The 18,515-nt window shown below is 72.8% G+C and carries 13 protein-coding genes and 1 pseudogene; 9 read left to right on the plus strand and 5 right to left on the minus strand.

Annotation, left to right across the window (positions count from 1 at the left end; translation table 11 throughout):
• Window positions 1–132: pseudogene (locus tag ACI783_RS15740) on the plus strand (IS481 family transposase); the annotation flags it as partial.
• Here ACI783_RS15740 and ACI783_RS15745 read toward each other — a convergent pair.
• Both ACI783_RS15745 and ACI783_RS15750 read right to left on the minus strand, forming a co-directional pair.
• Window positions 129–365, minus strand: a complete 237-nt coding sequence (locus tag ACI783_RS15745; protein ID WP_457141312.1) for a DUF6458 family protein — start codon at window positions 363–365, stop codon at window positions 129–131. The pseudogene ACI783_RS15740 and the gene ACI783_RS15745 overlap by 4 nt on opposite strands.
• Before the next feature lie 128 nt (window positions 366–493).
• Window positions 494–1,117, minus strand: coding sequence for an HD domain-containing protein (locus tag ACI783_RS15750; protein ID WP_457141313.1), 624 nt, complete (start codon window positions 1,115–1,117; stop codon window positions 494–496).
• Window positions 1,118–1,156: 39 nt separating this feature from the next.
• Between ACI783_RS15750 and ACI783_RS15755 the strand changes: the two genes are divergently transcribed.
• On the plus strand, window positions 1,157–1,972 hold the full coding sequence (locus ACI783_RS15755) for an LURP-one-related/scramblase family protein (RefSeq protein ID WP_457141314.1): 816 nt from the start codon (window positions 1,157–1,159) through the stop codon (window positions 1,970–1,972).
• 257 nt (window positions 1,973–2,229) lie between these two features.
• On the opposite strand, the gene ACI783_RS15760 is transcribed toward ACI783_RS15755, so the two are convergent.
• Entirely contained in the window at window positions 2,230–3,651 is a 1,422-nt protein-coding gene (locus ACI783_RS15760) for a glucose-6-phosphate dehydrogenase (protein ID WP_457141315.1), read from the minus strand.
• 195 nt (window positions 3,652–3,846) lie between these two features.
• Between ACI783_RS15760 and ACI783_RS15765 the strand changes: the two genes are divergently transcribed.
• The 4 genes from ACI783_RS15765 (at window position 3,847) to ACI783_RS15780 (ending at window position 8,225) form a co-directional block, all read left to right on the plus strand.
• Window positions 3,847–4,368 carry a DUF7282 domain-containing protein gene (locus ACI783_RS15765; protein WP_457141316.1) on the plus strand — a complete coding sequence of 174 codons (522 nt, stop codon included), beginning with the start codon at window positions 3,847–3,849 and terminating at the stop codon, window positions 4,366–4,368.
• Window positions 4,369–4,418: 50 nt separating this feature from the next.
• A complete protein-coding gene (locus tag ACI783_RS15770) occupies window positions 4,419–4,928 on the plus strand; it encodes a DUF7282 domain-containing protein (RefSeq protein ID WP_457141317.1) in 510 nt (169 codons plus the stop codon).
• A 145-nt stretch (window positions 4,929–5,073) separates the two neighbouring features.
• Entirely contained in the window at window positions 5,074–5,199 is a 126-nt protein-coding gene (locus ACI783_RS15775; protein WP_457141318.1) for a hypothetical protein, read from the plus strand.
• Between the two features lie 47 nt (window positions 5,200–5,246).
• Window positions 5,247–8,225: a helix-turn-helix transcriptional regulator gene (locus ACI783_RS15780; RefSeq protein WP_457141319.1), complete on the plus strand. Its 2,979-nt coding sequence runs from the start codon at window positions 5,247–5,249 to the stop codon at window positions 8,223–8,225.
• Between the two features lie 71 nt (window positions 8,226–8,296).
• Here ACI783_RS15780 and ACI783_RS15785 read toward each other — a convergent pair whose 3' ends face one another.
• On the minus strand, window positions 8,297–8,623 hold the full coding sequence (locus ACI783_RS15785; protein WP_457141320.1) for a PspC domain-containing protein: 327 nt from the start codon (window positions 8,621–8,623) through the stop codon (window positions 8,297–8,299).
• A gap of 395 nt (window positions 8,624–9,018) precedes the next feature.
• Here ACI783_RS15785 and ACI783_RS15790 point away from each other — a divergent pair, with 395 nt between their 5' ends.
• From ACI783_RS15790 to ACI783_RS15800, 3 genes are read left to right on the plus strand one after another with little or no spacing between them, the layout of a single operon-like run.
• A complete protein-coding gene (locus ACI783_RS15790; RefSeq protein WP_457141321.1) occupies window positions 9,019–10,536 on the plus strand; it encodes a DNRLRE domain-containing protein in 1,518 nt (505 codons plus the stop codon).
• A gap of 35 nt (window positions 10,537–10,571) precedes the next feature.
• Window positions 10,572–15,749, plus strand: a complete 5,178-nt coding sequence (locus ACI783_RS15795) for an RHS repeat-associated core domain-containing protein (protein WP_457141347.1) — start codon at window positions 10,572–10,574, stop codon at window positions 15,747–15,749.
• Between the two features lie 35 nt (window positions 15,750–15,784).
• Window positions 15,785–16,255, plus strand: coding sequence for a hypothetical protein (locus tag ACI783_RS15800; RefSeq protein ID WP_457141322.1), 471 nt, complete (start codon window positions 15,785–15,787; stop codon window positions 16,253–16,255).
• A 32-nt stretch (window positions 16,256–16,287) separates the two neighbouring features.
• On the opposite strand, the gene ACI783_RS15805 is transcribed toward ACI783_RS15800, so the two are convergent.
• Window positions 16,288–18,066 (minus strand): DEAD/DEAH box helicase, encoded by a 1,779-nt coding sequence (locus ACI783_RS15805; RefSeq protein ID WP_457141323.1) that lies wholly within the window; start codon window positions 18,064–18,066, stop codon window positions 16,288–16,290.
• Window positions 18,067–18,515: the final 449 nt, after the last annotated feature.

Here is an 18,515-nt window from a genome sequence, read left to right on the forward strand (position 1 = left end):
GCCAGTGACGCCGACCGCGCCGCTGCCTACCCTGCCTGGCTACACCACTACAACCACCACCGCGGCCACACCGCACTCGCCGGCAGACCCCCGGCCAGCCGCGTCACCAACCTGTCAGGTCAGAACAACTAGTGGCTCTCCTCCGTGGTGGACCGGCGCACCGGGCCGCCCTCGTAGCCGTCGGTGCGCACCACGCGGCGACGGCGCGGTGCCCAGACGGCGAGCTCGACGATGATGCCGAGCGCGCCGACCGCCATCAGGATCCAGCCGACGACGTCGAGGTCGACCCCGCTGACCTGGGCGGTCACCGCGAAGGTGAGCACAGCGCCGACGGCGAGCAGGAAGATGCTGGTGCCGAGTCGCACGGGGAACTCCTCACGTCCGGCGACCGGGGCCCTGGCGGGAGCCGCTGGACGGCGGCTGGTCGCCGGGCAACCGTGGATCACGGCCGGCCTGCGCGCGACCCGACGATCACCCGATCGGGTGGTCGTCGTCAGCTGCGCGCGCGCAGCAGGGTGAGCTCGGCGGTCAGGTTTGCCCGCGCGCGGGGCTCCCACCCGGCGGCCAGCTCGGGCAGCCGGTAGAGCGAGGGCAGCTCCAGCAGGTGCTCCAGCACCGCGATCCGGCCGGTCGTGAACTCGGCGTCGGAGAGGTGCCCGTACTCCTCCCGCACCGCGGAGGCGTAGGCGGCGTAGGACTCCGGTGGGCCGGCCAGCACGGCGAGGTCGGCGTCGCACAGCACCGCGCCGTTGGCGTCGTCGTCGGCCGGGTCGTGCCCGGCGGTGAGCAGCACCAGCCGCTCCACCTCCGCGACGGTCTCCTCCGATACCAGCCCGAGCAGGCCGATCCGGGCCCGGGCGGCGCTGACCTCCTCGTTGTCGCTGCGAGCCGGTTCGTAGGCGACGTCGTGGTACCAGGCGGCCAGCCGGACGGCGGTGGGGTCGGTGGCGTGCGCGGCCAGCCGGTCGACGATGCCGAGGACGGCGGCCAGGTGGGCGACGTCGTGGTAGCGGCGGTGCGGTTCGCTCCACGCGCCGACGACCGCGGCCCACTCGGTGCGCGAGGTCGGGGAGTCCCCGGCCAGCGCCGCCCACTGCTCGAACCCGACGCCCGCCACGTCCCCGAGTCTGGCAGGCGCGGTGGTTAGCGTGCAGGCATGACCCAGCCGCCCCCGCCGCCGGGCTGGTACCCCGACCCGGCCGGGGGTGGCGGCCTCCGCTGGTGGGACGGCGGCGCCTGGACCCAGCAGACCCAGCCCCAGCACACCCAGCCCCAGCACAGCCAGCCCCAGCACGCCCAGCCCCAGCACACCCAGCCCCAGCACGCCCAGCCCCACCGCACCCAGAGCGAGCAGGTGCCGCCCGGGCACCCGCGGTCGGTGCTGCTGGAGCAGCCGGTGCTCGTCGTCCAGCAGCGGGCGAAGCTGGTCGAGCTCACCAACGAGTACGCGGTGCTGGACGGCGCCGGTCAGCAGGTCGGCGCCGTGACCCAGGTGGGGCAGAGCAGCCTGCGCAAGGCGTTCCGGCTGATGACCCGCTGGGACCAGTTCCTCACCCACACCCTCGAGGTGCGCGACGCCGCCGGCCCCGTGCTGCTGCTGACCCGCCCGGCGAAGCTGATGCGCTCGCGGGTGCTGGTGGCCCGCCCCGACGGCACGCCGGCGGGAGAGATCGTCCAGGCGAACGTCGTCGGGCACATCCGGTTCGACCTCGTGGTCGCCGACCGGCTGGTGGGCGCGATCCAGGCCGAGAACTGGCGGGCCTGGGACTTCGCGGTCGTCGACGCCGCCGGGGCCGAGGTTGCCCGGATCACCAAGACCTGGGAGGGGCTGGCCCGCACCCTGTTCACCACCGCCGACGACTACGTCGTCCAGGTGCACCAGCGGCTGCCCGACCCGCTGGCGACCCTGGTGCTGGCCAGTGCGCTGACGGTGGACACCGCACTGAAGCAGGACGTCCGCGGCCTCAACTGAGGTCCCGATTGAGTTCATCGCCACGCGCATGGGGCAGGGGGGCGCGGGTACGGTGGAGGACGTCCGGGCCGGGCGACCTGTGTCCCCGGGCTCCACTTGATAACTGCCGCTGGGGAACACCGCTCCGACCTCGGTCGGGGGTCTGGAGCCCCAGATGTGCAAACCGCCGCGAGGCGACCAGCGTCCGGTCCGGACCTCACCGACGCAGCGAAGCCCCCGCTCTCCTCGAGAGCGGGGGCTTCGTGCGTTCGCAGGTGCTACTGCTCGGTCTGGCCCAGCAGCCAGCCGACCTCGCCGGCCAGCTCGTTGGCCGCCGCCGGGCCCCACGAGCCGGGCTCGTAGCGGTGCACCTCGGGCCGGGAGTCGAGCACCGGCTGCAGCGCCCGCCAGGTCTGCGCCAGGCCCTCGCTGGTGGTGAACAGCGACCGGTCGCCGACCAGCACGTCGTGGATGAGCGAGACGTAGGGCGGCAGCGGCTCACCACCGGACACCTGGGAGAGGTCCAGGGTGGCGCGGGCGCGGGCGGTCTCCAGCTCCGGGCCGGGGCGCTTGGCCAGCATGTCGATGTCCAGCGAGCCGGCCCCGGCGAGCGACAGGCTGACGACGTTGCCGTTGGCGGGGACGTCGTGCACGGGCCCGATCGGGCGGTGCAGCACCAGGCTGACCCGCTGCTGCTTGGCGGCCAGCCGCTTGCCGGTGCGCAGCAGGAAGGGCACGCCCCGCCACCGCCCGGTGTCGATGAAGAGCTTGGCGGCGACGAAGGTGTCGGTGTCGCTGTCGTCGGGGACGGCGTCCAGCTCCCGGTAGCCGTCGAACTGGCCGAGGACGACGTCGGCCGGCGCCAGCGGGCGGAACGCGGCGAGCACGGACTCGCGGGCGGCCAGGATGTCGCTGGCCCGGAAGCTGACCGGTGGCTCCATGGCGACCTCGGCGGCGACCTGGAACAGGTGGGTGACCAGCATGTCCAGGGTCGCGCCGGTGGCGTCGTAGAAGTCGGCGCGGTCGGCGACGTCGAGGTCCTCGGGGACGTCGATCTGCACCTGGGCGATGTGCTCGCGGCTCCAGATGTGCTCGAACAGGCCGTTGGCGAAGCGCAGCACGTGCAGGTCCTGGGTGCCCTCCTTGCCCAGGAAGTGGTCGATCCGGAAGACCTGCTCCTCGTCGAAGACCGAGTGCACGACGTCGTCGAGCTCGCGGAAGGCCTCCGGGGAGTCGCCGAACGGCTTCTCGTAGACCACCCGGGCGCGCTCGGCCAGCCCGTGGGCGCCGATCGCCCTCGTGTACCCGGTGAACGCCTTCGGCGGCAGCGACAGGTAGTGGACCACCTGGGCGTCCTCGCCGATCTCCGCCCGGGCCTTGGCCACGACGTCGAGCAGCTGCCCGGGGTCGTCCTCGGTGAACCCGCCCCCGGCGAAGCGCAGCCGGGTGGCGAACTCGTCCCACGGGCCCTCGTCGGGGGAGGGGCCGAACTCGGTCAGCGAGCCGCGGACGTGGTCGACGAACTCCTCGTCGGTCCGCTCGCCGCGCCCGCTGCCGATGAGCCGCCACTCGTCGGGCAGCAGGCCGTGCTGGGCGAGCTGGAAGAACGCCGGGAGCACCATCCGGCGGGCCAGGTCACCGGTCGCGCCGTAGAGCACGAACACGGTCGGGGTCAGGTCGTTCGCGCCGTTCTCGGGCACTGTCGTCCTCTCACACGTCGTCCGGGCCGGGTCCGCCAGGGGACCGGCCCCAGGGGATGCCGCCCACGACGTCGGGGGTGCACCAAGCTGTTCCGGACAACCGCCCGGTGCCCGGCAGTCTTCCCCATGTCGGTCCCGCCGCGCGCGTCGATCACGGTGTGTGGACAGCGGCCAGGAGTGGGCAGTGACAGGACCATGAGACGACCTGCGCTGCTCGCCCTCCCTGCTGCCGCCGTCCTCGCCCTGACCGCCTGCGGCGACGACGCCGCCGAGCAGGAGCCCACGCCCGCCGTCGGCACCACGTTCGCCGAGGACGGCACCGACGACTCGGCCGCGGCGACCGAGACCGGCCGGGCGACCGGTGCCCCGATCGCCGAGGTGGAGTTCGACGACCAGTCCGGGGACGGCAGCTCGGTCACCGTCGCCCGGGTCGCGATGACCGTCGACGGGTTCGTCGTGATCCTGCCCGGCGACGGGTCCGACGACGACGTCACGGAGGCCGAGGTGCTCGGCTCCACCGCCGTGCCGGCCGGCGAGGCGACCGACGTCGAGGTGCCGCTGTCCCCGGCGCTGACCGAGGACACCGACCTGGCGGCGGTCCTCTACGGCGACACCGACGAGGACGGGGACTTCGACCCCTCGATCGACCAGCGGATCCCGGACACCGACGACGAGGACGGCGTCGTCTCCGACGACGCGTCCTACACCGTGAGCTGATCGGGCGTACGGCGGGTGTGGTCCGGCGGGGCCCGGGGCAGGAGGTCTGCATGACCAGCTCCCGCCGGGCCCTCGTGACCGTCCCTGCCGCCGTCCTCCTGCTGTCCGCCTGTGGGGACGGCGCGGATGCACCGGCCGGTGACGCCCCGCCGTCCTCGCCCGCCACCGCGGGATCGACCACGATCGCGCCCGAGGGGGAGTCGGGCAGCGGGCAGATGGCCGACCTGGAGTTCGAGGACCAGTCCGGCGCCGGCGACCGCGTGGTCGTCGCCAGGGTGACCGCACCGGGCGGCGGCTTCGTCGTCGTCAGTGGCGGCGACGACGCGGTGCTCGGCTCGACCCTGGTGCAGGTGGGGACCACCAGCGACGTGGCCGTGGACCTCGACCCGGCGCTGACCGCGGACACCGACCTGACCGCCACTCTGTACGCGGACACCGACGCCGACGGCGAGTTCGACCAGGCGGTCGACGAGCCGGTGCCGGCGCCCGAGGACGCCCGGGAGCCCGCGGACGAGCAGGACGACGTGGTCGCCGACGAGGCCACCTACTCCGTGGGCTGAGCGCCTGACGTTGCTCCGCGGCCCCGCCTGAGGGGGCCTCAGACGCCGACCGCTCCCGGGAACTGCCCGATCGCCCGATGCCCGGGGCCCTCCCTCAGGGCGACCGTCCTCCTCGTCCACCCACGGACGACACGAGGAGACGGTCATGGCGCACTACCCCAACCCCGCCCTGGAGGCCGAGCTGGCCTGGCGCCGGGAGCTGGTCGAGCGGTCCTTCGCCCGGGGCAGCCGGCGGGGGTCCTGGACGACCCGGCTGCGGCGGGCGCGCTGACCTCGTCGGCGGCCGGCGCGTCGGTGGGCCGTGCCACGATCACCGGCGTGCCGCGCTGGGACGAGGGTCCGCTGGTCGGCCGGGTGACCGAGCTCGGCCGACTGCTGGCGCACGTCGACGCGGCGGCCGCGGGGCGCCCGTCCGGGGTGCTGGTGGCCGGCGACGCCGGCGTCGGCAAGACCCGGCTGCTCGACGAGCTGGCCCGCCGGGCCACCGGGCGCGGGGTGCGGGTGCTCACCGGGCACTGCGTCGACCTGGGCGACGTCGGCCTGCCCTACCTGCCCTTCGTCGACCTGCTGCGGCCGGCGGCCGCCGACCCGGAGCTGGCGCCGGTGCTGGCCCGCCACCCGGTGCTGGCCGGCCTGCTCGGCGGTGGTGCCGTGCCGGAGCGCTCCCGCCCCGAGCTCGGCCTGTCGTCGCCGCACCGCACGCTGCGCCCGCCGGACGACGACGGCCGGCTCCAGCTGTTCGAGTCGGTGGCCGCGCTATTGGGCGAGCTGGCCGGCGAGCGGCCGGTGCTCGTCGTCCTGGAGGACCTGCACTGGGCCGACCGCTCCAGCCGCGACCTGCTGCGCTACCTGCTGGCCCGGCTGGCCGACGAGCGGGTCGCCGTCGTCGCCTCCTACCGCGCCGACGACCTCCACCGCCGGCACCCGCTGCGCCCGCTGCTCGCCGAGCTGGTGCGGCTGCCCGGCGTCGAACGGCTTCCCCTGGAGCCGCTGGCCGACGCCGAGGTGGAGACGCTGGTCCGCCGGCTGGCCGCCGTCTCCGGTGGGCCCGGCGCTGTTCCGGTCGAGGACGTCGTCGCCCGCGCCGAGGGCAACGCCTTCTACGCCGAGGAGCTGGTGGCAGCGGGGGAGGCGCTGCCCGGTGGGCTGTCCGAGGTGCTGCTCGCCCGGGTGGAGCAGCTCGGCCCGGCCGCGCAGCAGGTGCTGCGGGTGGCCGCCGTGGCCGGGCGCTCGGTGCGGCACGAGCTGGTCGCCGCGGTGGGCGGGCAGTCGGCGGCCGAGCTGGAGGCGGCGCTGGCCGAGGCGGTGCACCGGCACCTGCTGGTGGTCTCCGACGACGGGCGCTACCGGTTCCGGCACGCGCTGCTGCGCGAGGCGGTGCTGGCCGACCTGCTGCCCGGTGAACGGGTGCGGCTGCACGCCGCCGTCGCCGCCCAGCTGGCCGACCGGCCGGAGGCGGGGACGGCGGCGGAGCGCGCCCACCACCTGCGCGAGAGCAACGACCTGCCCGGCGCGCTGAGCGCCTCGCTGGAGGCCGCGGCCGCCGCCCGCCGGGTGGGCGCTCCCGCCGAGCAGCTGCAGCACCTGGAGGCGGTGCTCGAGCTGTGGACCGCGGTGCCGGACGCCGCCGACCGCGCCGGCCGCCCGCAGGAGGCGGTGCTGCTGGACACGGCTGCGGCGGCCCGGGCGGTCGGTGACCTGCACCGGGCGGTGGCGCTGCTGCGCTCGGCCGGGGAGCTGCTCGGGCCCGACGGCGAGCCCGAGGCGCGAGCGCGGGTGCACTACACGCTGGCGCAGGTGCTGGGCCGGATCGAGGAGGCGGCCGAGGCCCACCGGGAGAGCGCCGCGGCGATGGCGCTGGTGCCCGCGCAGCCGCCCTCGGCGGTGCGCACCTGGGCGGCGGCCACGCACGCCCGCACCAGCTACTCGCTGGGCCTGGTGGAGGAGGCGGACGCCGCGGCCGAGGAGGCGCTCGCGGCGGCCGACGCCCTGGGGCTGGACAGCGCGTGGGCCGACACCGCCGTCTCCCTGGCCCGCGGGTCGGGCGGCGGCGACCGGGCGGCGGTGCGGGCGCGGTTCGACGAGGCCCGGGCGCGGGCGGCGCGGTCCGGCGACGGCGACGTGGAGATGCGGGTCTGGTTCAGCCAGGCGATCACCGCCTACGACGCCGGCGAGCTGGCCGAGACGCTGACGCACGTCACCGCCGGGCTGGCCCGGGCGGCGACGCTGGGTGTGGAGTGGTCGTTCTACGGTGCCGAGCTGCGGCACCTGGAGGTGCTGGCCCGGTACGTGCTCGGCGACTGGGACGGCAGCCTGGTCGCCGCCGACGCGCTGGCCAGGGTCCCCGACATGGCCGCGCACGTGCGCGCCGACGGGCTGCTGGTGCTGGTCGGCCGGGGTGACCCGCGGGCGGCCGAGCGGCTGGGCTGGGCGCAGGGGCCGGCGTCCCGCTGGGACAACCACGTGCTGCTGATGCTGGCCACGGTGGCGGCGGAGATCGAGCTGGCCGCCCAGGCCGGTGACGCGGCGGCGGCGGTCGAGCGGGCCCGGTTCGCCGACCGCCGGCTGCGCGAGCTGTGGGGTGACGAGCGGCTCGCCTCGGTGCGGCTGGCGGCGAGCGCGCTGGCAGCGGTCGGCGACGTGGCGGTCGCGGCCCGGCGGGCCGGGGACGAACCGGCGGTGGTCCGCTGGGGAGCTGACGCCGACGGGCTGGCCGAGATCGGCCGGTCGGCGGCGCAAGTGCCGTACCCGGTCGGCATCGAGGCGCGGGCGTGGCGCACGCGGTTGGAAGCCGAGCTGGCACGGGTGCGGGGCGAGGCCGCGGTGCAGCTGTGGCGGCGCGCGGTCGAGGAGTTCGGCGACCTGGGGCACGTGTACGAGCAGGCGCGGTCCCGGCTCCGGCTGGCCGAGGCGCTGCTGGCTGAGGCACTGCTGGCTGAGGGGCTGCTGGCCGGCGACGACCGGGCGGGCGCGGCCGCGGAGCTGGCGGCGGCGCACGAGGTGGCGGTGCGGCTGGGCGCCGAGCCGCTGCGGACGGCGGTCGAGGCGCTGGCCCGCCGCGGCCGGCTGGAGCTGCCGGGGGTACGGGCAGTCGAGCCCGGCGCCGTCTTCACGCCGCGGGAGACCGAGGTGCTGGCGCTGGTCGCGCAGGGGCGCACCAACCGGCAGATCGGCGCGGAGCTGTTCGTCAGCGAGAAGACCGCCTCCGTGCACGTGAGCAACATCCTGGCCAAGCTCGGCGCCACCGGGCGGGCGGAGGCGGTGGCCCTCGCCGCCGCCCGCGGCCTGCTCGGCTGACCTGCGTCCTTCAGTTGATCATCGGCGAGCGGCCGGGCCCGGCGGCGTGTCGGGCAGCCGTTCGCCGATGATCAACGACCGGCCGGGGTGCGCACGACCACCTTGCGGAGCCGCTCGACCCACTCGTCGAGCACGTTCGTGCGGTCGTCGGGCGTGGCCGGGGCGGTGGGCATGAGCAGCCACAGCGCCAGGTAGAGCCAGAACCCGGCGCCGCCGGCGAAGACCAGCGCGACGAACCCGAGCCGCCACAGCAGCGCGTCGATCCCGGTGTGCTCGGCCAGCCCGGCGGCCACGCCGCCGACCAGCAGGTGCCGCCGGTTGCGGCGCAGCGGCGGCCGGTCGGCGGGCGTCTCGGTGTGGGGGGCGTCGGTGGGCGGAAGTTGCGTGGTCTCGGTCATGACACAAGCCTGCGCTCGGCAGTGCCCGCCCGGCATCGGGGAACCCCCGGATCCGTCCCTGGTCTCGCAGCTCAGAGGCCGATTCGGGGTACCCGCAGTGATCCGGGCGACGAAGCGGACGAAGTCAGGTGGAGGAGTCGGTTGGCCCGACTTCTGAGGCGCCTCTGACTGTTGGTAACGAAGTGGCAACTGATTGCAGTCAGGGGTCTTGCGGACCATGATCGTCCGCTGTCACTGTGTGCGCGCTGAACGCCCCGGACGGTCACCTCGACGCCTGGATCTGCTCCCTGACCTGGTGAAAGAGGTCCACCGTGCGCCATCGGCACGCCTTCGCTCCTGTCGTCGGCTGGCGCTCACGTGGCCCCGTGGGCGTGGTACTTGCGGCCACCCTGGTGATGACCATCCTCCAGGGCGCGCCCGCTCAGGCAGCACCCGCTCAGCGCACGTCCCCGCTGCCCGAGAGTGCCGTCGAGGGCACTTCCGACGACCGGGTGCCCGTCCCGAGCAAGGCAGTGCCCGCGCCGGCGATGGACGAGTTGTCGGTTCAGCCGCCACCGGTGGAGAAGTTGCCGCACGTCGATATGCCAGAGATGCCCGAGGAGTTTGCTCCCAACGTCGAGGCAGCGCTTGAGGAGGCGGCTGCACTCCTGGAGGCGGCGGAGACGGGGGATCCGATCGAGATCGCTTCCGCGACGACCGAGTCGACAATCAAGCATGCGATGCCCGATGGCACAGTGCGGGTGGAGGCCAGCGCAGGCCCAGTGCGGGTCGAGGTGGACGGCGAGTGGTTGGCACTCGACACGACGTTGGAGTTCACCGAGGACGGCGCTCGCCCCAAGGCCACGACTGCCGACCTGGCGTTCGCGGATGGTGCGCCCGGTAGCACGATGGTGACCTTCGGGGATGGTGAAGGCAGCCTCCTTCGGCTCGACTGGCGCGAGAAGCTCCCCAAACCGGAACTGGACGGTAGTTCGGCGACCTATCGAAACGTCATGCCGCAGGTCGACCTGGTCCTCACGGCCACCCGACAAGGATTCACTCAGCACTTGGTCGTGCAGCAGCGGCCCAGTGAGAGCACGTTTCGTGCGCTGGATGAGCTGGTGTTCCCTGTGGAGACGGCCGGCGCTGAACTCGTCGAAGCGGGAGAAGGGCGCCTGGAACTCGTCGACGGTCACGACGACGTCGTTGCCACGACCGCGCCAGCGGTGATGTGGGATTCGCGCACGGAGTCTTCGACGGGGGGCCCACTGGTGATGCGGTCCGTCGACGTGCAGGTCGCCGACGAGAGTCTGCTGCTCAGGCCGGACTCCGCCTTCTTGCGGCACCCGGAGACTGTCTACCCGGTGACGATCGACCCGGCTGGGCAGCTAGGTCTCTTCGAGGACACCTATGTCCAGAGCAACATCCGCATCGACCAGCAGTTCCTGAAGCCCGACTTGCTGGTGGGGGCAGCCCCCAACAGTGGTGGTCAGGTGAACCGTTCCCTGCTGAGGTTCTGGGTCGACGAGGCCGAACACAGGGTCGTCACCTCGGCGACCCTGGCTCTGTGGGAGAACTGGTCGAGCTCCTGCTCCCCCCGTTGGGTGGACATCCGCGAGGCAGGTTGGTTCGACCCGAAGGCGGTCACCTGGCCTGGCCCAGCCCTGGGTGCGCTGGTCGGCAACGCCAACGTGGCCAAGGGATACGGTCCGGGCTGCCCGGCGGGGTGGGTGATTTCAATATCACGGACTGGGTGCGCCACTTCGCCAATCTCGCCAACAACAAGGGTGACACCATGGCGTTGGCCGTCGTGGCGAGCAATGAGTCTGATCCGCTTGGCTGGAAAAAGTTCAACTCCGCAGATGCGGCGAACAACCCGCCGAAGCTCTACTTCAGTTACGACGGGAACTGTGATCAGTACTGGGGTAACGTAATCTGTGGCCCGATCAGGGCCAAGTGGGAAACGTTGGTGTTAAAGAAGGAAACGGAAGAAATCGGTTGGCCGACCACCAGTAATAACTGCGCTCTGTCCGGCGGAGCGGGTTGCCTCAATCACTTTGAAAAGGGGTCGATTTACTGGACCCAGGCCACGGGTGCCGTCATGGTCGATCCTCGCGTGAGGGACCGTTGGGCGGCCTTGGGCTGGGAGCGGTCGTACCTGGGCTACCCGACGTCTGACACCAAGTGCGGCCTCAAGGACGGTGGATGCTTCAGCCATTTCCAAGGCGGCTCCATCTACTGGACCCCGGCCACCGGTGCTGTCGACGTCAAGACGGACGTTCGGAACCGTTGGGCGGCATTGGGGTGGGAGCGGTCGTACCTGGGCTACCCGACGTCGTCCACCAACTGCACCCTGAAGGACGGCGGCTGCTTCAACCACTTCCAAGGCGGCTCCATCTACTGGACCCCGGCCACCGGTGCTGTCGACGTCAAGACGGACGTTCGGAACCGTTGGGCGGCGCTGGGGTGGGAGCGGTCGTACTTGGGCTACCCGACGTCGTCCACCAACTGCACCCTGAAGGACGGCGGCTGCTTCAACCACTTCCAAGGCGGCTCCATCTACTGGACGCAAGCCACGGGCGCCCGCGATGTCCGAGGGCCCACCCGCGATGCCTGGGCTGCGCTTGGTTGGGAGCGCAGTTGGCTGGGCTATCCGACAGGCGACCCGCAGCCGGTCGCGGGCGGTATCCGCCAGGAGTTCCAAGGTGGCAACATCGTCTGGGACGAACGGTCGAACACCGCGACGGTGGGGGCCGGCACGCTCAAGCACCCGACTCAGTTCCAGCGGGTGACACAAGCGCGGACGCAGTTGAAGGCCACGGCGAAGACTCCGGCCGGCGCGGGCTCCTACGACGGGGTGCGGTTCGAGTGGCGCCCGTACAGCCTGGCCCCCAGTGACCCGTGGACGTCTGTCAACCCCTCGACGCTGCGTCTGCCCGACGAGAGCGGGGTGTCGGGCACCTGGCTGCCGCTGGTCGACGAGGACGGCGGCAAGGCGTCGGCGACCTACACCTGGAACGCCACCACGAGCATCCCGGCCGACGGGTTGTACCAGGTCCGCGCCTGCCTGAGGTTGGTCGGCGGGGGTGCCGATCGGTGCACCGGGGTCACCCAAATCACGGTCGACCGCGCGGGCCTGACCGGCGCCAACGCCACTGCCGACGTCGGGCCGGGCACCGTCAGCCTGCTCACCGGCGCCTACGCGGTGACCGGCCGCGACGCGGAGGTGACCGCACCGCACGGTGGCCTGGCCGCGGTGCGGAACTTCGCCAGCAACGCCCCTACCCGTCCCGGCCCGCTGGGACCGGGGTGGCGGTTCTCGCTGGCCGTGGACGAGGCCGGTGCCGACTACGAGAGCCTGACCGACCGGACGAGCACGGTGCTCATCACCCGGGGTGACGGCACCCAGCTGCCCTTCGTGCGGAAGTCATCCGCCCCGGCCGACGTGAACAACTACGTGGCCGAGGGGGAGGCGAGCACCGAGGGCGCCACCCTGACCTTCGAGCCGGGGCCGGCGGGCACGGCGAGCAGTTACGTCCTGAAGGACCTGGACGGTGACAAGGTGACCTTCCGCCGGGCCGACGGCGGGAACGGCCACCTCGACGGCGCCCTCTTCCGGGTCGAGAAGGTCGAGGCGATCCGGGGCAAAGCCGGGAGCACCGACCTCGCTCCTGCCCTCACCAGCGTCGCCTACACGGCCGCCGGCAACCCGCGGCTGCTGATGGCGCCCACCGACGCCGGTGCAGCGTGCGGTGACCCGGCGACGACTCAACCCGCTGGCTGCCGCGCCCTGGAGTTCGTCTACACCGGTTCCGGCACGGGCGAGCGGCTGCAGGAAATCCGGCTCCGGGCCACCGGCGCGGTGCCGGGAGCCGACGGCCTGGTCACCGGTTCCTCCCCGGTGCAGGCACAGACGATCACCCTGGCCACGTACACCTACGACGGTGCGGGCAGGCTCGCCAAGGTCACCGACCCGCGCACCGGTGCGCAGGTCAGCTACGGCTACCGCAGCGATGGCCGGCTGTCTGCGATCACCCCGGTCGGTGGCACGGCGACCTGGGCGCTGGGCTACGACGACCTGGCACACCCGCGACTGTCCACGGCGGTCCTCGACGACCAGCCCGGCGCGGGTCTGCCGGCCCAGCAGACGAGCATCCGCTACGACGTCCCCCGCAACGGCGGCGCGGGCCTGCCCACGCTGACCGCGAGCGAGGTCGCCCGGTGGGGGCAGAAGTCCACCCCCACCGATCTGACCGCCGTCTTCGACGCGGCGACCGTGCCCGACGCGACGCCCAGCGAGTCGCAGTGGCGCGGTGCGACCCTGTACGCCCTCGACGTCAACGGCCGCGTGGTGAACACGGCCAACTTCGGCGGCACGGCTGACCAGGACACCGGGGCCGACCAAGCGCCCGCGTGGCGGATCAGCACCACGGAGTACGACACGGAGGGCCGAGGCAACGTCGTCCGTTCGCTGACGGCGGGCAACCGTGACCGTGCGCTGGCAGTCGGAGACGGCAGCGCGGTGCAGGCCCGGCTGCTGGACACCGTCAACGTCTACTCGGCCGACGGCATCGACCTGCTCCGCTCCTACGGCCCCGCGCGTCCGGTCGTGGTGGCGGACGGATCGCGGCTGGTCAGCGCACGCACCCGCACGACCACCGAGTACGACACGAAGGCGCACCACCCCGAGTTCGAGCAAAGCCTGCACCTGCCCGTGCGCACCGTGACCGATGCGGTGGAGATCCACGCCGGACTGCCGGTCGGCTCCGCCGGGACGGAAGCGGGGCTGCCGGCGCTGGACAGCACGAGCCGGGTGACCACGCTGGAGTACGGAACGCCGAACGCCTGGAAGTTCGGGACGCCGACCGCGACGCGCGTGGCTCCCGGTGGTGGAGCGGCCGAGGTCGTCACCCGGCAGGTCGTCGACGAGCAGGGGCGGACGACCTCCCGCACCCTCCCTTCCGGTGGCGCCGCCACGAACACCGCAGCGACGACGATCAAGATCTACTACGCAGCCACGAATGCCGACCCGCAATGCGTCAACCAGGCGTGGGCAGGGTGGCTGTGCAAGAGCCTGCCCGGCGGTGCCCCGTCGGCCGGCGCGCCCATCCCGACGAGCCACGTGGTCGGCTACGACGTCTACGGCAACCCGACGCGGACGGTGGAGACCGGTCAGGGGGTCAGCCGCACCACCGACGTCAGCTACGACGCCGCCGGCCGGTCCCGGCGGTCGGTGACCACGGGCACTGGTCCGGAGGTCGGACAGCTCCGCCCGGTGACCGAGACCGTCTACAACGCTGCCGGTCTGGTCGAGCGCACCCAGCTGCTCACCCCGGACGGGCGAGTCGGCGGCACCCTCGCCGAGGGCACCGCACCGATCACCCGCACCTACGACGCCTACGGCCGCCTGACCACCTACACCGATGGCACCGGCCTGGTGAGCTCGTACTCGTACGACGCGGTGGGCCGGCTGACCACGGTGGCCAACGACCACGGCACCCGGACCGTCGGGTACGACGGCAACGGTGAGCGCGGCAGCCTGCCGACCACGGTGGAGGTCTCGGGGGTCGGGACGTTCACCGCGCGGTACGGCGCCGACGGGACGCTGGTCCGGGAGAACCTGCCCGGGGGATTCGGCGCGACGACGATCCGCGACGCCGGCGGCGACCCGGTGAGCCTCACCTATCGCAAGACCGCGGCGGACGGCACCGTCAGCGAGTGGCTGCGGTCGACGGCGAGCGTGAACGCGTTCGACCAGGTGGACACGTACCGCACGGTCACCGCACAGGGCACCGGCCGGGCCACCCGGTACGGCTACGACGGCCTGGGTCGGCTGGTCACGGCGACGGACACGACGGCGCTGAACGCGGCCGGGTTCCCGACCGGGCCCTCGTGCACGCGGCGGTACACCTTCGACGTCAACTCCAACCGGACGGCGTTGGCCCAGGCCGCCAGTGCAGGGGCGCCCCCGGAGGCCTGTGCCAGCAGCGTGCCGGCCGCGGACAGCTACGCGTACGACTCGGCCGATCGGTTGCAGCCGGCGGGTGCGCGGGGCGCGCTGCGGTACGACGCGTTCGGTCGCACCCGGGTGCTGCCGTCGGTGGACACCGCCGACCACGGTGGGAACGTGGCGCTGGACTACTACATCGATGACCTGGTGACGTCGATGATCCAGGGCACGCGGACCAGCACCTTTGGCCTGGACGCTGCCGCGCGGCGGACAGTGCGCAGTGACACCGACACCACCACGCCCGGGGTGACCCGGCGGATGGTCAGCTTCTACAGCGGGGACGACGACAACCCGGACGTGGTCAAGGAGACCGACAACAGCTTCACGCGCAACGTGCTGTCCTTCGGTGGGTTGACCGCGACGGTCGGCTCGGCGGGGACGGCGGGCGCGACGGTGACGCTGCAGTTGGCCAACCTGCACGGCGACATCGCGGCCACCGTGCTGGTGACCGCGACCGACCCGAGTGACATGCGGGTCACCGAGACCACCGAGTACGGAGAGCCGCGCAACCAGCCGAAGGCCGGCACGACCGCACCGCGGTATAGCTGGCTGGGCACCCACCAGCGCGACGCCAGCACCCCTGGCGGCCTCACCCTCATGGGTGTCCGCCTGTACTCGGCCAACCTCGGCCGCTTCCTCAGCGTCGACCCCGTCGAAGGCGGCGGAGCCAACGACTACGAGTACGCGCTGGGGGACCCGGTCAATAAGACAGACCTGGATGGCCGTTGGCCGAACTGGAGGAAGATCGGCAGTTCTTTGGCGCGCGCATCGCTCAAGGTCGCGAGGGCGGTCACCAACAGCAAGTGGGGAAAACGCATCAACAGGTTCTGCACGTTTGCCATCGGCCCCGTGTCTACGGCTTGCGGGGTCGTGTACACCGCGGCCTACGCGCGGCAAGGCAGGTTGAAGGTGGCCGCTTGGTCCGCGGCGGGAATGGTGGGCGGCGGCCTCGTCACCGGCGCAGTGAGCAGGGGGTTTCGCCGCGCCCACGTCTCCGCCGTGCGAGCATCCACACGACGGTTCCCAGTGGCTAGTCGACCGGGACGGGCATGGAGGGCGACCTCATGGACATCCAGTCAGTTGCACGGGATGGCTGCCGGAGCCGCAATCGACCGCATCGGCAGTCGAGCGAGATGAGGCTCGGGGGAAGTGAGGAGCCCATCATCGAACCCGTGACGCGAGAAGTGTGGCGGCCCTTTCTAGCCTTCGGCGCCATCGCTGGGGCGGTGCTGGTGGCCGGTTTCGTGGCCTGGGTCAGCGGGTCGATCCTCGGCTTGCAGGTCGCCAACTTCGTCGCTGTGGTGTGCGTGGCCACTGCATGCGTGCGCGCGCTGATCTGGTGGCTCGTGCCCGCTCGAGTCGTCGTTTCCCACGACGACTCGGGTCTGTTCGTCCGCCGAGGCGGCAAGCTGCTGCGGGACTACCCGTGGGCCGACATCCAGGAGGTCCGGCTGGTCTGGGGCGACCGATGGCCGGAGTGGAACAGGTGGGCCACCTTTCCCTGCCTGAGCGTGGTGCTCCGGGGAGAGCCGGGGGCAGTGAACCTCTCACCTTCTTTCCTGCTCGTGCGCGTGCCCGACGTGGAGAAGGCGGAACGGGAACTGGAAGGAGTGGTGCAGAGACACCTCGACGCTGGCACGTAGCAGCCCTCGACGGCAGGGCCGAGGTGTGCGGCTCAGAGCATCGTGCGCAGGCGTTCGCGGCGGGCGCGGAGGACGTCGACCGACGCGGACGCCGACGGCGGGCCGGGCACCGACTGGCGCAGCTGGGTGTGCACCACGGCCTGCGGCTGGCCGGTCTTGGCCGCGATCCGGTTGACCAGCCGGTTGACTTCCCGGCGCAGCTCGGCGGCGTCGCGCCAGGAGCGGCCGGCTTCGTCCTCGTCGGGGTGGTCGTCGACGACCATGAAGCTGTCGGTGTCGTCGGAGATCCGCCGGGCGGCCTCTACGCGCAACCGCAGTTCGTCGTCCCGCTTGGCCAGCAGGGAGGCGGTCTGCTCGGGGGTGAGCAGCCCGGGGATGCCGAGGAACTCCTCGTCCTCGGGCTCGACCACGGTGGTCACGCCGCCGGAGCCGGTGTGCGCCGTCCCGCTGGACAGCACGTGGGCGAAGCGGGCGTCGGCCTCCAGGGCCTCCCACTCCTTGGCCGCGCCCTCGCGCGGCTCCCGCTCCGGCAGGTCGAGGGTCTCCAGCTCCTGCTCGGGCTGGGTCTTCGGCGGCGGGATGACGTGGTTGCGCTGCTCCTCCATGCCGGCGGCCAGGGTCAGCAGCGGCCGGACGGCGGGCAGGAACACCGTGGCCGACTCGTGCGGTGCCCGGGCGCGGACCACGCGGCCGACGGCCTGGGCGAAGAACAGCGGCGTCCGGTAGGAGGTCATCCAGGCCAGGACGGCGGCGCGGGGCACGTCGACGCCCTCGGAGACCATCCGCACGCAGACCGCGATGCGGGCGCCGCCCTTGTTGAACTTCTCGATCTTCTTCGACGCCTTCGGGTCGTCGGAGAGGATCAGCTCCGGCGCCTTCCCGGTCACCCGGCGCACGATCTTGGCGTACTCGCGGGCGTCGTCCTGGTCGCTGGCCAGCACCAGCCCGGCGGCGTCCGGCATGCCGCCCTCTTCGCGGAGGTGGGTGATCCGGTCGTCCATCGCGGCGATCACGTGCGGCACCCACTGGCCCTTGGGGTCCAGGGCGGTGCGCCAGGCCTGCATCTCCACCGAGCGGGTGCCGGCCTCGCTCAGCGAGGCGGCGACCACCTCGCCGGCGGAGTTCCGCCAGCGCGAGGTGCCGGTGTAGGCGGCGAAGACGACCGGGCGGACGACGTTGTCGGCCAGCGCCTCCTTGTAGCCGTAGGTGAAGTCGGCCATCGACATCAGGCCGCCCTGCCCCTCGAACCCGTCCTCCACGTACTTCACGAACGGGATGCGCTCGTCGACCTTGGTGCGGAAGGGCGTCCCGGTCAGGCACAGCCGGCGGGCGGCGCGGCCGTAGGCCTCCTCGACCGCCTCGCCCCAGGAGAGGCCGTCACCGGCGTGGTGCACCTCGTCCAGGATCACCAGCGTCTTGACGGTGGTCGCCCGGGCTGCGTGCAGCATCGGCTTGCCGGCGACCTGCGCGTAGGTGGTCACGTAGCCCTGGGTGCCGGCGCGCACCGGGCCCACGGCGTTGGTCAGGTTGGGGTCGAGCGCGATGCCCATCGCGTCGGCCGCGTCGGCCCACTGCATGCGCAGGTGGTCGGTCGGGCAGACCACGATCACCCGGGCGACCTCGCGGCGGGACAGCAGCCGGGCGGCCAGGGTCAGCGCGAAGGTGGTCTTCCCCGCGCCCGGGGTCGCGGTGACCAGGAAGTCCTTGGGGGACTCCTCCTCGTACTTGCCGAGGGCCGCCTGCTGCCAGGCCCGGAGCGGTCGGCTGGTCGTCTGCGGGGCCCGGGCCGCCGCCTGTGTTGCAGTCGCCATGTCGGGAGTCATTCTGGACGGCGGCGGGGCAACACGCCCAACCGGGTGCCTCCGGCGCGCCCCCGCCGTCCCGACGTATATGGGCCGGCCGTCGAGCCGCTGACCTGCATGTTCGTGCCACCCCGGGGCAGAGTGTGGCGATGCTCATGTCCCGGGGCGGACCGTCTCGTCACGTCACGCCGGCCCCGCCCGTCCCGGCGGGCCCCGGCCGCCGAAATGGCCATTTCGGCGGTTGGGGGCCGCCGGGCGGTCAGGGGGGGGCGGGGAGCAGCTCGTCCAGGGTGACCGGCAGCTTGCGCACCCGGACGCCGGTCGCGGCGTGCACGGCGTTGACCACCGCGTGCTGCTCACGCGAACGCCCGCCGCGACGTAGGCTGGGGGACGGCCCCTCGACCAGGAGGCCCGTTCGGCCCGGTTCCCAGCGGGACACCCCCCGCTGCCCGGCGTCG

This window comes from Modestobacter sp. SYSU DS0511 (assembly GCF_054050755.1).